We start from the raw sequence: 14235 nt of genomic DNA, 5'->3' as shown, positions 1-14235 counted from the left end.
CGGCGTGCGGCGTCCCTGCGGCGTCCCCCGTGCGGCGGGAGCGCGGGGCGCGGGGCCGCCTGCGGCGGGCTAGTCCCCTCCCCGCCCCTTCCCTGAACCGGGGCTCTGCCCCGGACCCCGCTCCTCAAGCTCCGGAGGGGCTGGGAGTGGGGGCTCCGCTCCTCAAGCGCCGGAGGGGCTGGGAGTGGGTGCTCCGCCCCGGGCCCCGCTCCTCAAGCGCCGGAGGCTGGGAGTGGGTGCTCCGGCCCGGACCCCGCTCCTCAAGCGCCGGAGGGGCTGGGAGTGGGCCGGGGTCGAAGTGCGTCGGGGGCGGGGGCTGGGAGTGGGGGTTCCGCCCCGGGCTCCGCTCCTCCCTCAGTCGGAGGGCGCCGTCACGAAGTCGATCAGTTCCTCCACCCGGCCCAGCAGCTCCGGCTCCAGGTCCCGGTAGGAGCGGACCGTCGACAGGATCCGCTGCCAGGCCGCACCCGTGTTCTCCGGCCACCCCAGCGACCGGCACACGCCCGTCTTCCAGTCCTGGCCGCGCGGGACCACCGGCCAGCCGGGGATGCCGACGGACGACGGCTTCACCGCCTCCCACACGTCGATGTAGGGGTGGCCGACCACCAGCACGTTCCCGTCGGAGATCTGTGCCGCGATCCGGGACTCCTTGGAGCCCGGCACGAGATGGTCGACCAGCACTCCGAGCCGCGCGTCCGGGCCCGGTGAGAACTCGCGCACGATCGCGGGGAGGTCGTCGATGCCCTCCAGGTACTCCACGACGACGCCCTCGATGCGCAGGTCGTCGCCCCAGACCCGCTCCACCAGCTCGGCGTCGTGCCGGCCCTCCACGTAGATGCGCCCGGCCCGGGCCACCCGGGCCCGCGCGCCGGGAACGGCCACCGAGCCGGAGGCCGTACGGGCGGGGCGGACCGGGCCGCCCGCCGACGGGCGCACCAGCGTGACGACCCGGCCCTCCAGCAGGAAGCCGCGCGGAGCCATCGGGAAGACCCGGTGCTTGCCGAAGCGGTCCTCCAGGGTCACCGTCGGGCCCTCGGCCGTCTTCTCGCACCGGATCACCGCACCGCAGAAGCCGCTGGCGACGTCCTCCACGACCAGATCGGGCTCGGCGGGCACCTCGGGGGCGGGGGCGGATTTCTTCCACGGCGGGGTCAGGTCCGGCTGGTAGCTGCGCATCGGATGACGATAAGGCGGGAGCGGCTCACGACACGCCGAACCGGGCAGCCAGCTGATCGCGCTGGGCCCGTACGAACGCCGCGTCCACGACGGCCCCGTGCCCCGGCACGTACAGCGCGTCCTCGCCGCCCAGCGCCAGCAGCCGGTCCAGCGCCGCCGGCCAGTGCGCGGGGAACGCGTCCGGGCCCGCCTGCGGGTCACCGGACTCCTCGACCAGGTCGCCGCAGAACACGACCGCGGGCGAGCCGGAGAGGCCGGGGACCAGCACCGCGAGATCGTGGCCGCTGTGCCCCGGGCCCGCGTTCACGAGCAGCACCTCACGCCCGCCGCCCAGGTCGAGCGTCCATTCGGCGCGCACCTCGTGATGCGGCGCCACCAGCACGTCGGCGGACTCGGCCGCGTCGTGTTCGGGCAGCCCGTGCCGCACCGCGTCGGCGTGCAGCTCGTCCGCCCCGCGCCGCAGCAGACCGGCCAGGCCCCCGGCGCCGTACACCTGTGCCCCGGCGAAGGCCGCCGTGCCGAGCACGTGATCGAAATGGGGGTGGCTGAGTGCGATATGTGTCACCCTCCGGCCCAGCAGGGCCTGCGCCTGGCCGCGTACCTCGGCCGCTTCGCGGAGTGACGAACCGGTGTCGCAGAGCAGCACACCGTCGGTCCCCGCCACCAGCGCGACCGTTGCATCCCACACCGGAAGGCGTCGTCGGCCCACTCCGTGTCCGAGTCGCTCCCAGCCGAACTCTTCCCAAGAGGCGTCCATACGGCGACGCTATCGGCAACGACCTGCGCAGTCTCGCGGTAGCGTGGCCGGTCGCCCTTGCTAGGGGACCACCCCGTCGCCGTACACTGGCCGGGGTATTGCTGGCACTCGTACGCACAGAGTGCCAGGGACAGACCAGGGAACGGCCCGAGAACCACCGAGGTACACAGCTGGAGGTGTGCGCGATGCTCAGCGAACGCAGACTCGAAGTGCTGCGCGCCATCGTCCAGGACTATGTCGGCACCGAGGAGCCCGTCGGCTCCAAGGCGCTCACGGAACGGCACAAGCTGGGGGTCTCCCCGGCCACCGTCCGCAACGACATGGCGGTGCTGGAGGACGAGGGCTTCATCGCCCAGCCGCACACCAGCGCGGGACGCATCCCGACGGACAAGGGGTACCGGCTCTTCGTCGACAAGCTCGCGGGCGTCAAGCCCCTGTCGTCGCCGGAGCGCCGTGCCATTCAGAATTTCCTCGACGGCGCGGTCGACCTCGACGATGTCGTGGGTCGCACCGTACGGCTGCTCGCGCAGCTGACCCGGCAGGTCGCCGTCGTGCAGTACCCCTCACTGACCCGCTCGACGGTGCGGCACGTGGAACTGCTGTCCCTGGCCCCCGCCCGGCTGATGCTCGTGCTGATCACGGACACCGGCCGGGTCGAACAGCGGCTGGTCGACTGCCCCGCGCCGTTCGGCGAGACCTCTCTCGCCGATCTGCGGGCCCGGCTCAACAGCCGGGTCGTGGGACGCCGTTTCGCGGACGTTCCGCAGCTGGTGCAGGACCTGCCGGAATCCTTCGAGAGCGAGGACCGGGGAACCGTGTCCACCGTGCTCTCGATCCTCCTCGAATGCCTCGTCGAGGAGACGGAGGAGCGGCTGATGATCGGCGGCACCTCCAACCTCACCCGTTTCGGGCACGACTTCCCTGTGATGATCCGGCCGGTGCTGGAGGCATTGGAGGAGCAGGTCGTGCTGCTGAAGCTGCTCGGTGAGGCCAAGGACTCGGGCATGACCGTACGTATCGGGCACGAGAACGCCCACGAAGGGCTCAACTCCACGTCCGTCGTCGCGGTCGGCTACGGTTCGGGCGACGAGGCAGTCGCCAAACTCGGCGTGGTCGGACCGACCCGCATGGACTACCCCGGAACGATGGGAGCGGTACGCGCAGTGGCACGTTACGTCGGACAGATCCTGGCGGAGTCGTAAGTGGCCACGGACTACTACGCCGTACTCGGCGTGCGCCGCGACGCTTCGCAGGACGAGATCAAGAAGGCATTCCGGAGGCTCGCCCGCGAGCTGCACCCGGATGTGAACCCCGATCCGAAGACCCAGGAGCGGTTCAAGGAGATCAACGCCGCTTACGAGGTGTTGTCGGACGCTCAGAAGAAGCAGGTCTACGACCTCGGCGGCGACCCGCTGTCCGCCTCCGGAGGCGGTGGCGCGGGCGGATTCGGACAGGGCGGCTTCGGCAACTTCTCCGACATCATGGACGCGTTCTTCGGTACGTCGTCGCAGCGCGGACCCCGTTCGCGCACGCGCCGCGGCCAGGACGCCATGATCCGGCTGGAGATCGACCTCTCCGAGTCGGCCTTCGGCACGACGAAGGACATCCAGGTCGACACGGCCGTCGTCTGTACGACCTGTAGTGGCGAGGGCGCCGCACCCGGCACCTCCGCCCAGACCTGTGACATGTGCCGCGGCCGCGGCGAGGTCTCCCAGGTCACCCGGTCGTTCCTCGGCCAGGTCATGACCTCGCGGCCCTGTCCCCAGTGCCAGGGCTTCGGCACGGTCGTGCCGACGCCGTGCCCGGAGTGCGCCGGTGACGGCCGCATCCGTTCGCGGCGCACGCTCACGGTGAAGATCCCCGCCGGTGTCGACAACGGCACCCGCATCCAGCTCGCGGGCGAGGGCGAGGTCGGCCCCGGCGGCGGTCCGGCCGGCGACCTCTACGTGGAGATCCACGAGCTGCCGCACGCCGTCTTCCAGCGGCGCGGCGACGATCTGCACTGCACGGTCACCATCCCCATGACGGCGGCGGCCCTCGGCACCAAGGTGCCGCTGGAGACGCTCGACGGACTGGAGGAGGTCGACATCCGGCCGGGCACCCAGTCCGGCCAGTCCGTCCCGCTGCACGGGCGTGGCATCACGCACCTGCGGGGCGGCGGTCGCGGTGACCTGATCGTGCACGTCGAGGTGGTGACCCCGACGAAGATGGACCCGGAGCAGGAGCGCCTGCTGCGCGAGCTGGCGAAGCTGCGCGGCGAGGAGCGGCCCACCGGCCAGTTCCAGCCCGGGCAGCAGGGCCTGTTCTCGCGGCTGAAGGACGCGTTCAACGGCCGCTAGTCCCACAGGATGACGTCGTACGGGCCCGGTTTCCGGGCCCGTACCGCATTGCGGACAAAAGGCTGCAGCGGGGTGCGCATCGTGGGCCGGGGATGACATGACACGATGCGGTCATGTCATCCGCGTTGACCGATCTCTGCCGGTTTCCGATCGTGCAGGCCCCGATGGCGGGCGGAACCTCCTGTCCGCAGCTCGTCGCGGCCGTAGCCGAGGCCGGAGGGCTCGGCTTCCTGGCCGCGGGGTACAAAACCGCGGACGGCATGTACAACGAGATCAAGCAGGTCCGCGGGCTCACCGGGCAGCCCTTCGGCGTCAACCTCTTCATGCCGCAGCCGAACCTCGCCGACCCGGCCGCCGTCGAGGTGTACCGGCACCAGCTCGCGGGAGAGACCTCCTGGTACGACACCCCGCTCGGTGACAGCGACACCTCCGGCGACGACGGCTTCGACGCCAAGGTCGCCATCCTGCTGGAGGACCCCGTCCCGGTCGTCTCCTTCACGTTCGGCTGCCCCTCCCGCGACACCCTCGACGCGTTCGCCGCGGCGGGCACGTACACCGTCGTCACCGTCACCTCGCCCGAGGAGGCCCAAGCCGCCCAGTGGGCGGGCGCCGACGCCGTCTGCGCCCAGGGCGTCGAGGCGGGCGGCCACCAGTCCACGTTCCGCGACGACCCGCAGGCCGACGGGGCCGGAACCGGGCTGCTCAGCCTGGTGACCCAGGTCCGCGAGACCGTGCAGATACCGGTCATCGCCGCGGGCGGCCTGATGCGCGGCTCCCAGATCGCCGCGGTACTGGCCGCGGGCGCCGATGCCGCGCAGCTCGGCACCGCCTTCCTGGTCTGCCCCGAGTCCGGCGCCCACCTGCTGCACAAACAGGCCCTGACCAACCCGCTGTTCGTCCGCACCACCCTGACCCGGGCCTTCTCCGGCCGCCCGGCCCGCGGCCTGGTCAACCGCTTCGTGCGCGAGCACGGACCGTACGCCCCCGCCGCCTACCCGCAGGTGCACCACCTGACCTCCGGGCTGCGCAAGGCGGCGGCCAGGGCCGGGGACGCGCAGGGCATGGCACTGTGGGCGGGGCAGGGACACCGGATGGCACGCGAGCTGCCCGCGGGCCGGCTGGTCAGGCTGCTCGCCGAGGAACTGGACGCCGCACGGACGGCACTGAGCACAAGGAGCACGCAGTGACGGCACCCGTCTTCGTCGTCGACCGGATGCCGCAGGGGCCCGGGTTCGTCCTGGAAGGCCCCGAGGGCCGGCACGCGGTCTCGGTGAAGCGCCTGCGCGCCGGTGAGGACGTCGTCCTGACGGACGGCCAGGGGCGCTGGGCCGAGGGCGTCGTGATGGCGGCCGAGGGCAAGGACCGGCTGGTGATCACCGATCTGGAGTCCGTCCACGAGGAACCCCGCCCCGGCGTCCGCATCACCGTCGTCCAGGCGCTGCCCAAGGGGGACCGGGGCGAACTCGCCGTCGAGACGATGACGGAGACCGGCGCCGACGCGATCGTGCCGTGGCAGGCCGCGCGCTGCATCACCCAGTGGAAGGGCGACCGCGGCCTCAAGTCCCTGGCGAAGTGGCGCAGTACGGCCCGTGAGGCCGGCAAGCAGTCGCGCCGGGTCCGCTTCCCGGACGTGGCGGACGCGATGACGACCAAGCAGGTTGCCGCGTTTTTGGCCACGGCCGATTTCGCGGCCGTGCTGCACGAGGACCGGGACCATGACAGCGAGCCGCTGGCCACGGTCGCGCTGCCCGATGAGGGTGAGATCGTGCTGGTCGTAGGTCCCGAAGGAGGCGTGTCGCCCGACGAGTTGGCCGTCTTCGCCGCCGCCGGCGCCCGGACCTGCCGGCTCGGGCCGACTGTGCTGCGCACCTCCACGGCGGGTACCGCGGCGACGGCGCTGCTGCTGGGGCGCACGGGCCGCTGGTCGTAGGGCCGTTGCTCCGGGGCGGTTGTGGCCGCAAGCGGTCTACCGCTGGGCGAGGAGTGGTGGGAAGCTGCCCTTATGGGGACATCAAGGGCATGGGGTCGCCGGGCGGCCCGTCGCTTTCCGGCCGCGGTCTGCCTCGCGGTCACCGCCGTCGCGGGCCTGACCGCCTGCGAGCCCGCGGACGGGCTGAACACCGCGTCCATCGCCGTGACCACGGACCGCACCGCCACCCGCGCCCTGGAGCACGAAGGCGTCGACGTGCAGTGGCTGACCTGCTCGGCGAACGCCGGCGAGGACAGCGCGAAGCCGTCGTCCGCACGGGCCGGTTCGGCCACCGCCTCCACGCGCCGCGTAGCCGACGTCGACTGCCGGGGCCGGACGAAGGACGCCCGGGACATCACGGTCGCCGGTGAGGTCCGGCAGGCGGTCGACGGCCGGTGCGTGCGGGGCGACCTGACCGCGAAGGCCGACGGCCGGACGGTGTTCCGGGCCAGCCTGCTCGGCAACTGCGACGCGCCGCCCTCGACTCCCGCGCCCGGCAGCGGCAGCGGCGGGAACGGCGGCGGGGGAGGCGCCCGGCCCACGGTCACCGTGACCGTCACGGTCACCGAACAGCCCCGCGGCAAATGAGCGCGCCCGCCGGGCAACCGGACCGTCCCGCCCGCCTCTTGACGAACCCTTTGCGTGTGCCGGACACCGACCGTACGGCGTACTCCGGCCAACTCCGTTCCGCAGGCCACAGCCGCGGCCTAGGCTGATCGTCGTGACACAGCCTTCCTACCTCCGGTACCCCCATGTCCAGGGCGACTCGATCGCCTTCACCGCCGAGGACGACGTCTGGCTCGCGCCGCTCGACGGCGGCCGGGCCTGGCGGGTCAGCGCCGACAACCGCCCCGTCACCCAGCCCCGGATATCTCCCGACGGCACCCTCGTCGCCTGGACGTCCACCCGGGACGGGGCACCCGAGGTGCATCTCGCGCCCGCCGACGGCGGCCCCTCCCGGCGGCTGACCCACTGGGGCGACGCACGGACCGCCGTACGGGGCTGGACGCCCGACGGCGACGTGCTGGTCACCAGCACCCAGGGCCAGGTCTCGCTCCGGCGCTCCTGGGCCCGCGCCGTCCCGGTCGACGGCAGTCCCGCACGGACCCTGCCGTACGGGCCGGTCGGCTCCCTCGCGTACGGTCCCGGCGACCGGGTCCTGCTGCTCTCGGCCACGATGGGGCGCGAGGCGGCCACCTGGAAGCGCTACCGGGGCGGTACGGCCGGCAAGCTCTGGATCGCGGCCGAGGGCGACCCGGCGGAGTTCGTACGCGTCCACGAGGAGCTCGACGGCAACATCGAGTGCCCGATGTGGGTCGGCGACCGCATCGCCTTCCTCTCCGACCACGAAGGCGTCGGCGCGCTGTACTCCTCGCTCCCCGACGGCACCGGCCTGCGCCGGCACACCGGCGTCGAAGGCTTCTACGCCCGGCACGCCACCACCGACGGCACCCGCGTCGCCTACGCGTCCGCCGGTGAACTGTGGCTCCTGGACAGCCTGGAGAGCGACGCGCCGCGCCGCCTCGACATCCGGCTCGGCGGCCAGCGCGCGGACCTCCAGCCGCACCCCGTGCACGCCGGCAGCCACCTGAACACCGCGTCGCCCGACCGCACCGGCCGCGGCAGCGCCGTCGGCTCCCGCGGCGCCGTCCACTGGGTCACCCACCGCGAGGGCCCGGCCCGCGCGCTGGCCGTCGAACCCGGCGTACGGGCCAGGCTGCCGCACACCTTCCAGGCCGAGGGCGACCAGCACGTCGTCTGGGTCACCGACGCCGAGGGCGACGACGCGCTGGAGTGCGCACCCGCCACCGGGACCGGCCCCGGCGCCGTACCCCGCCGCCTCGCCGCGGGCCGGCTCGGCCGGGTCCTCGACCTGGTCCCCGCGCCCGACGGCAGCCGCTTCGCCGTCGCCGCGCACGACGGGCGCGTCCTCGTCGTGGAGCGGGAGAGCGGCGAGGTCCACGAGGTCGACCGCAGCGAGCACGGCGACGCCTCCGGCCTCGTCTTCTCGCCCGACTCCGCCTGGCTCGCCTGGTCGCATCCCGGCCCCGAACCGCTCAGCCAGCTCAAGCTCGCGCACCTCGCCGACCTGTCGGTCTCCGAGGCCACCCCGCTGCGCTTCCGGGACTTCGCACCCGCGTTCACGACCGACGGCAAGCACCTGGCGTTCCTCTCCGAGCGGGCCTTCGACCCGATCTACGACACCCACGTCTTCGACATGGCGTTCATCGGCGCCTGCCGGCCGCACCTGCTGACGCTCGCCGCGACCACACCCTCCCCGTTCGGACCGCAGCTGCACGGCCGCCCGACCGAGAAGGAGAAGGGCGGCGACGGCGAGGACAACCCCACGGCGCTGCCCGTCACCCGCATCGACCTGGACGGCCTCGCCGACCGGATCGTGCCGCTGCCCGTCGAGGCCGCCAGCTACTCCTCGCTGCGGGCCGCGAAGGACGGGCTGCTGTGGCTGCGCCACCCGGTGACCGGCGTGCTCGGCACGAGCGCCGCCACCCCCGACGCGCACGGCCCCGAGACCGCCCTGGAGCGGTACGACCTGGAGAAGCTGCGCTGCGAGGAACTGGCCTCCGATGTCAGCCGGTTCGCCGTCAGCGGCGACGGCAGGCGCCTCGTCCTGCACAGCCACGGCAAACTGCGCGTCGTCCCGTCCGACAGCCGGGTGTCCGCGAGCTCCGACGACGACGGGGACGACGGCAACGTCACCGTCGACCTCTCCCGCGTCCGCCGCACCCTGGACCCGGCCGCCGAATGGCGCCAGATGTACGACGAGGCCGGCCGCATCATGCGGGACAACTTCTGGCGCCCCGACATGGCCGGCATCGACTGGGACGGCGTCCTGGACCGCTACCGGCCCGTCCTGGAGCGCGTCGCCACCCACGACGACCTCGTCGACCTCCTGTGGGAGGTCCAGGGCGAACTCGGCACCTCGCACGCCTATGTGACCCCGCCCGGCGGCTGGCGCGACGACTCCGCGCGGCAGGGACTGCTCGGCGCCGACCTCTCCCGCGACGACGACGGGAGCTGGCGCATCGACCGCATCCTGCCGTCCGAGACCTCCGACCCGGCCGCCCGCGCGCCGCTCGCCGCACCCGGCGTCGCCATCCGTACGGGTGACGCGATCACGGCCGTCGACGGCCACCCCGTCGACCCGCTCACGGGCCCCGCGCCGCTGCTCACCGGCTCGGCCGGCAAGCCCGTCGAGCTGACCGTCTCGCCGGTCGACGGCGGCGATCCGCGCCACGTCGTCGTCGTGCCGATCGCCGACGAGGAGGCGCTGCGCTACCACGCGTGGGTCGCCGGCCGGCGCGCGTACGTGCACGAGCAGTCCGGCGGGCGGCTCGGCTACCTCCACGTCCCCGACATGGTCGGCTCCGGCTGGGCGCAGATCCACCGCGACCTGCGTACCGAGGTCGCCCGCGAGGGACTGGTCGTGGACGTGCGGGAGAACCGCGGCGGGCACACCTCGCAGCTGGTGGTGGAGAAGCTGGCCCGCCGCATCGTCGGCTGGGACCTGCCCCGCGGTATGCGGCCGACCAGCTACCCGGGCGACGCGCCGCGCGGTCCCGTCGTGGCCGTCGCCAACGAGTTCTCCGGCTCGGACGGCGACATCGTGAACGCGGCGATCAAGGCGCTGGACATCGGCCCCGTGGTCGGCGTCCGGACCTGGGGCGGCGTGGTGGGCATCGACAGCCGGTACCGGCTCGTCGACGGCACGCTGGTCACCCAGCCCAAGTACGCCTTCTGGCTGGAGGGGTACGGGTGGGGGGTCGAGAACCACGGCGTGGACCCCGACGTCGAGGTCGTGATGACCCCGCAGGACCACGCGGCGGGCCGGGACCCCCAGCTGGACGAGGCGGTCCGGATCGCGCTGGAGTCGCTGACCCGTACACCGGCGAAGGCGGCGCCGCCACTGCCGGAGTGAGCCGAGGGCGGGGTGCGGGGCCGGATGCGTCTGCGACGGGCCCGCTCCCCGCCCCGCCCCTTCCCCGACCCGGGGCCCCGCCCCGGACCCCGTGCCTCAGACGTTGCCCGCCGCGGCACTAGGCTGCCCCCGTAACGGATCACCGAGACCAAGGAGCGCACCCCATGGCAGGAGAACCGCAGCCCGACTGCCTGTTCTGCAAGATCGTCTCGGGTGAGATCCCGGCCACCATCGTCCGGGAGACCGACACCACCGTCGCCTTCCGCGACATCAACCCCCAGGCGCCCACCCACGTCCTGGTCATCCCGCGGGTCCACCACCCCGACGCCGCGTCCCTCGCCGCCGCCGAGCCGCAGATCCTCGCCGACGTGCTGCGCGAGGCCGGGCAGGTCGCCGCCGACGAGAAGGTCGACGGGACCGGATACCGGGTCGTGTTCAACACCGGTGCCGGAGCCGGGCAGACCGTCTTCCACGCCCACGCCCACGTCCTGGCCGGCCGCGGCCTCCAGTGGCCTCCCGGATAGAGGGGCCCAGGTCGTGTCCGCACGCGAACTCGTCGTCCTCGGCACCGCCAGCCAGGTGCCGACCCGGCACCGCAACCACAACGGCTACCTGCTGCGCTGGGACGGCGAGGGCATCCTCTTCGACCCCGGCGAGGGCACCCAGCGCCAGATGCTGAGGGCCGGCGTCGCCGCGCACGACATCGACCGGATCTGCGTCACGCACTTCCACGGCGACCACTCGCTGGGCCTGGCCGGAGTGATCCAGCGGATCAACCTCGACCAGGTCCCGCACCCCGTCACCGCGCACTATCCGGCGAGCGGACAGCACTTCTTCGAACGGCTCCGGTACGCGACCGCCTACCGCGAGTCCGTCGAGCTGACCGAGGCGCCGGTCGCCGCCGACGGGCCGCTGGCCACCACGGACACGTACACGCTCAGCAGCCACAAGCTCTCGCACCCCGTCGAGTCGTACGGCTACCGGCTGGTCGAGCCCGACGGGCGGCGCATGCTGCCCGCGAAGCTCGCCGAGCACGGCATCGCCGGACCGGACGTCGGCCGGCTCCTGCGCGAGGGCGCCCTCGGCGGCGTCACCCTCGACGACGTGTCCGAGCACAGGCGCGGGCAGCGGTTCGCGTTCATCATGGACACCAGGCTGTGCGACGGCGTGCACGCACTCGCCGAGGGATGCGACATGCTGGTCATCGAGTCGACCTTCCTCGACGAGGACGCGAAACTGGCCACCGACCACGGCCACCTGACCGCCGGCCAGGCGGCCCGGGTCGCGCGGGAAGCAGGCGTACGGCACCTCGTGCTCACGCACTTCTCCCAGCGCTACCCGGACCCGGAGGCCTTCGGCGCCCAGGCCAGAGCGGCCGGATTCGAGGGCGAACTGACCATCGCCCAGGACCTGACGCGGGTCCCGGTACCGAGCCGTCACCCGTAACACGTCACAGCACCACCCTGCGTAAGCGAGAAACCCGTGCACCTGCCCAAAGCCGAACTCCACCTCCACATCGAAGGAACCCTCGAACCCGAGCTGGCCTTCGCGCTCGCCGCACGCAACGGCGTGCCGCTGCCCTACGCGGACACCGAGGAGCTGCGCACCGCCTACCTCTTCGACGATCTGCAGAGTTTCCTCAACCTGTACTACGCGCTGATGGCGGTGCTGCGGACCGAGGACGACTTCACCGAACTCGCCGACGCCTACCTCGCCCGCGCCGCCGCCCAGGGCGTACGCCACGCGGAGATCTTCTTCGACCCACAGGCGCACACCGCCCGCGGTGTGCCGATCGGCACCGTCGTCGAGGGACTCGGCCGGGCGCTGGAGCGCAGCGAGGAGAAGCACGGCATCTCCACCCAGCTGATCATGTGCTTCCTGCGCGACCAGTCCGCCGACTCGGCGCTGGAGACGCTGGAGGCCTCGAAGCCGTACCTGCACCGGATCAGCGCCGTAGGCCTGGACTCCGCCGAGGTCGGCCACCCGCCCGCCAAGTTCCGTGAGGTGTACGAGGCGGCCGGGGCACTCGGCCTGCGCAAGGTCGCCCACGCCGGCGAGGAGGGCCCGCCCGCATACATCACCGAGGCGCTCGACGTGCTCGGCGTGGAGCGCATCGACCACGGACTGCGCTGCATGGAGGACCCGGAGCTGGTGAAGCGGCTGGTGGCCGACCGGGTGCCGCTCACCCTCTGCCCGCTGTCCAACGTACGGCTGCGCGCCATCGACACCCTGGAGGAGCACCCGCTGCGGGCCATGATGGACGCCGGACTGCTCTGCACGGTGAACTCCGACGACCCCGCCTACTTCGGCGGGTATGTCGGGGACACCTTCCACGCCGTCCACGAGGCGCTCGGCCTGGAGCGCGAGCAGTTGCGCACCCTGGCCCGCAACTCCTTCGAGGCGGCCTTCCTCGACCACGACGAGGAGCGCAGGGCGCGCTACCTGTCGGAGGTCGAGGCGTACGCGTTCGACTGACCGCCACCCGACGGGCCGGCCGTCCGGAACGCACTCCTGACCAGGCGCCGGCGGCGCAGCGCGGGCAGGCTGATCTCCGTGACGGCCTGCTCGGGCGCGCCCAGCTTCGGCACCGCCCCGGGCACCGCGCCGGTGGTGACCGCGAGCAGGGCCGCCGGAGCACCGCCCCTGCGGCGCACCGAACCGGGCACCAGCGGACGGCCACCGGTGTGCAGGGCCACCGCCGTCACCGGGATCGCGACCAGCAGCGTCACGGTGCCCAGGACCATCCCCATGACCGGGAAACCGGCCCCCTCGGACAGCACACTGCCGAGCACCGGACCGCAGGCGACGCCGACGGAGGAGGCCGAGCCCGCCAGGACCGCCCAGCGGCCCCGCACATCCAGGGACGCGGCCAGGCCGATCAGATACGACAGGACCACCGGGTAGACGGTGTTCCACAGGATCTCGCCGGTCGCGAACGAGCCGAGGCTCCCGGCCGACGAGCTGAGCACGATGCTCGCCGCGATGATCACGGTGCCCAGGCCGATCGGCACCGCCCGCCCGAGCCGGGCCCCCAGTACCCCGGCGCCCATGACGCCGAGCAGACCGGCGCCGAGCGCGGCGGCGAACACCGCGCCGATCGTGACCTCGGAGAGCCCGACCTGATCCACGCCGATGCGGCTGCTGACCCCCCACAGCGCGTTCTGCGCCATCGACCAGACGAGCATGCCGCCCGCCAGCACCAGGCCCGAGCGGCGGTGCGGCAGCCGCCCCGACGCCGGGACGGCGGGACCGGCCGGGGCCGGGCTGCCGAGCCGGGAGGTGGCCGGCCAGACGAGCAGTGCGACCAGGGCGATCGACGCGAACGGCAGCCGGTGGCCGCCGCCCAGGTGCGGGATCGTCAGATACAGGGCGCCCGCGGTCGCCGAGACGCTCAGCAGCCCCAGGGACGACGTCCGGTGCGGGTCACGCTGGGCGGCGATGCCCGCCGCGGCCACCGCGGTCGCCGTACCGGAGCCGAAACCTCCGACCATCGCGCCCAGGACCACCAGCGGCACGGAACCCGCGAGCGCGGCGCAGCCGTAGCCCAGCACGGCCAGCACCAGGCCGATCCGCGCCGGTCTGCGCGGCCCGTACGTCTCGACGCGGCCCGCCAGGCAGAAGCCGGCCGAGGCCGAACTCAGCAGCAGGGCGCTGCCGACCAGACCGGCCTCGGCCGTGCTGAGGCCCAGATAGACGGAGAGCCGTCCCACGATGGTGGGGAGCAGATAGGCGGCGAGGTAACCGGCGGTGAACACGGCAACCAGAGGCCACGCGGCGCGAGGGCGCGAGGACATGGGCGTTCCTGAAGACATGCCAGAGGAGGCGGAGAGAAGGCAGGGGAGGGCAATGCGAGAAATGCGAGGAATCGGCACACTCGTCGGTCATGTCGCCAACGGTGGTCGCGGGCCAATTTGTATCAAGCGCCCCCGGTCGACCGAAAGTCGCCGCGCTGTGATCTGGGTCACTTATGCGTTTGCCGTGTTTCTATGCGGGTATTGGCGCATGTTTATGCAGGTCAGCCCTGTGTGCGCAGACCCGGCCCGGGCCCCGGCGCGGA

The 14235-nt window shown here is 72.9% G+C and carries 12 protein-coding genes; 9 read left to right on the top strand and 3 right to left on the bottom strand.

Features of this window, described 5'->3' with window-relative positions; translation table 11 throughout:
- Positions 1–354 precede the first annotated feature (354 nt).
- On the bottom strand, positions 355–1176 hold the full coding sequence (locus ACIQMX_RS08465; RefSeq protein ID WP_402475892.1) for a DUF3097 domain-containing protein: 822 nt from the start codon (positions 1174–1176) through the stop codon (positions 355–357).
- Positions 1177–1201: 25 nt separating this feature from the next.
- The gene (locus ACIQMX_RS08460) at positions 1202–1933 is read right to left on the bottom strand and encodes an MBL fold metallo-hydrolase (protein WP_363066065.1); all 732 of its coding nucleotides are present in this window, start codon (positions 1931–1933) and stop codon (positions 1202–1204) included.
- Positions 1934–2118: 185 nt separating this feature from the next.
- On the opposite strand from ACIQMX_RS08460, the gene hrcA reads away from it, so the two are divergent.
- From hrcA to ACIQMX_RS08415, 9 genes are all read left to right on the top strand, one after another.
- On the top strand, positions 2119–3135 hold the full coding sequence (gene hrcA, locus ACIQMX_RS08455) for a heat-inducible transcriptional repressor HrcA (protein WP_219573125.1): 1017 nt from the start codon (positions 2119–2121) through the stop codon (positions 3133–3135).
- The gene (gene dnaJ, locus ACIQMX_RS08450; protein ID WP_363066067.1) at positions 3136–4272 is read left to right on the top strand and encodes a molecular chaperone DnaJ; all 1137 of its coding nucleotides are present in this window, start codon (positions 3136–3138) and stop codon (positions 4270–4272) included.
- 113 nt (positions 4273–4385) lie between these two features.
- Entirely contained in the window at positions 4386–5459 is a 1074-nt protein-coding gene (locus ACIQMX_RS08445; protein WP_363066069.1) for a nitronate monooxygenase, read from the top strand.
- Positions 5456–6202, top strand: coding sequence for a 16S rRNA (uracil(1498)-N(3))-methyltransferase (locus tag ACIQMX_RS08440; protein ID WP_402475889.1), 747 nt, complete (start codon positions 5456–5458; stop codon positions 6200–6202). Before ACIQMX_RS08445 ends, ACIQMX_RS08440 begins: the two co-directional genes overlap by 4 nt.
- A 72-nt stretch (positions 6203–6274) precedes the next feature.
- Entirely contained in the window at positions 6275–6829 is a 555-nt protein-coding gene (locus ACIQMX_RS08435) for a hypothetical protein (protein WP_363066073.1), read from the top strand.
- Between the two features lie 133 nt (positions 6830–6962).
- A complete protein-coding gene (locus ACIQMX_RS08430) occupies positions 6963–10178 on the top strand; it encodes a S41 family peptidase (RefSeq protein ID WP_363066075.1) in 3216 nt (1071 codons plus the stop codon).
- Between the two features lie 164 nt (positions 10179–10342).
- Positions 10343–10702, top strand: a complete 360-nt coding sequence (locus ACIQMX_RS08425) for a histidine triad nucleotide-binding protein (RefSeq protein WP_326662349.1) — start codon at positions 10343–10345, stop codon at positions 10700–10702.
- Positions 10703–10715: 13 nt separating this feature from the next.
- The gene (locus ACIQMX_RS08420; RefSeq protein WP_402475887.1) at positions 10716–11624 is read left to right on the top strand and encodes a ribonuclease Z; all 909 of its coding nucleotides are present in this window, start codon (positions 10716–10718) and stop codon (positions 11622–11624) included.
- Between the two features lie 36 nt (positions 11625–11660).
- Positions 11661–12653, top strand: a complete 993-nt coding sequence (locus ACIQMX_RS08415; RefSeq protein WP_363066079.1) for an adenosine deaminase — start codon at positions 11661–11663, stop codon at positions 12651–12653.
- On the opposite strand, the gene ACIQMX_RS08410 is transcribed toward ACIQMX_RS08415, so the two are convergent.
- Positions 12617–13972 (bottom strand): MFS transporter, encoded by a 1356-nt coding sequence (locus ACIQMX_RS08410; RefSeq protein ID WP_363066081.1) that lies wholly within the window; start codon positions 13970–13972, stop codon positions 12617–12619. The genes ACIQMX_RS08415 and ACIQMX_RS08410 overlap by 37 nt on opposite strands.
- Positions 13973–14235 lie beyond the last annotated feature (263 nt).

Source organism: Streptomyces sp. NPDC091416 (assembly GCF_044756845.1).
Classification (GTDB): Bacteria; Actinomycetota; Actinomycetes; order Streptomycetales; family Streptomycetaceae; genus Streptomyces.
The sequence above is the reverse complement of the archived record's forward strand: the minus strand, read 5'-3'. Positions and strand labels throughout refer to the sequence as shown.

Bases quoted from the DNA above. Each gene is read 5' to 3' on its own strand.
- ACIQMX_RS08465 (WP_402475892.1), bottom strand. From the start codon at position 1,176: ATGCGCAGCTACCAGCCGGACCTGACCCCGCCGTGGAAGAAATCCGCC.
- ACIQMX_RS08460 (WP_363066065.1), bottom strand. From the start codon at position 1,933: ATGGACGCCTCTTGGGAAGAGTTCGGCTGGGAGCGACTCGGACACGGA.
- hrcA (WP_219573125.1), top strand. From the start codon at position 2,119: ATGCTCAGCGAACGCAGACTCGAAGTGCTGCGCGCCATCGTCCAGGAC.
- ACIQMX_RS08445 (WP_363066069.1), top strand. From the start codon at position 4,386: ATGTCATCCGCGTTGACCGATCTCTGCCGGTTTCCGATCGTGCAGGCC.
- ACIQMX_RS08435 (WP_363066073.1), top strand. From the start codon at position 6,275: ATGGGGACATCAAGGGCATGGGGTCGCCGGGCGGCCCGTCGCTTTCCG.
- ACIQMX_RS08425 (WP_326662349.1), top strand. From the start codon at position 10,343: ATGGCAGGAGAACCGCAGCCCGACTGCCTGTTCTGCAAGATCGTCTCG.
- ACIQMX_RS08410 (WP_363066081.1), bottom strand. From the start codon at position 13,972: ATGTCCTCGCGCCCTCGCGCCGCGTGGCCTCTGGTTGCCGTGTTCACC.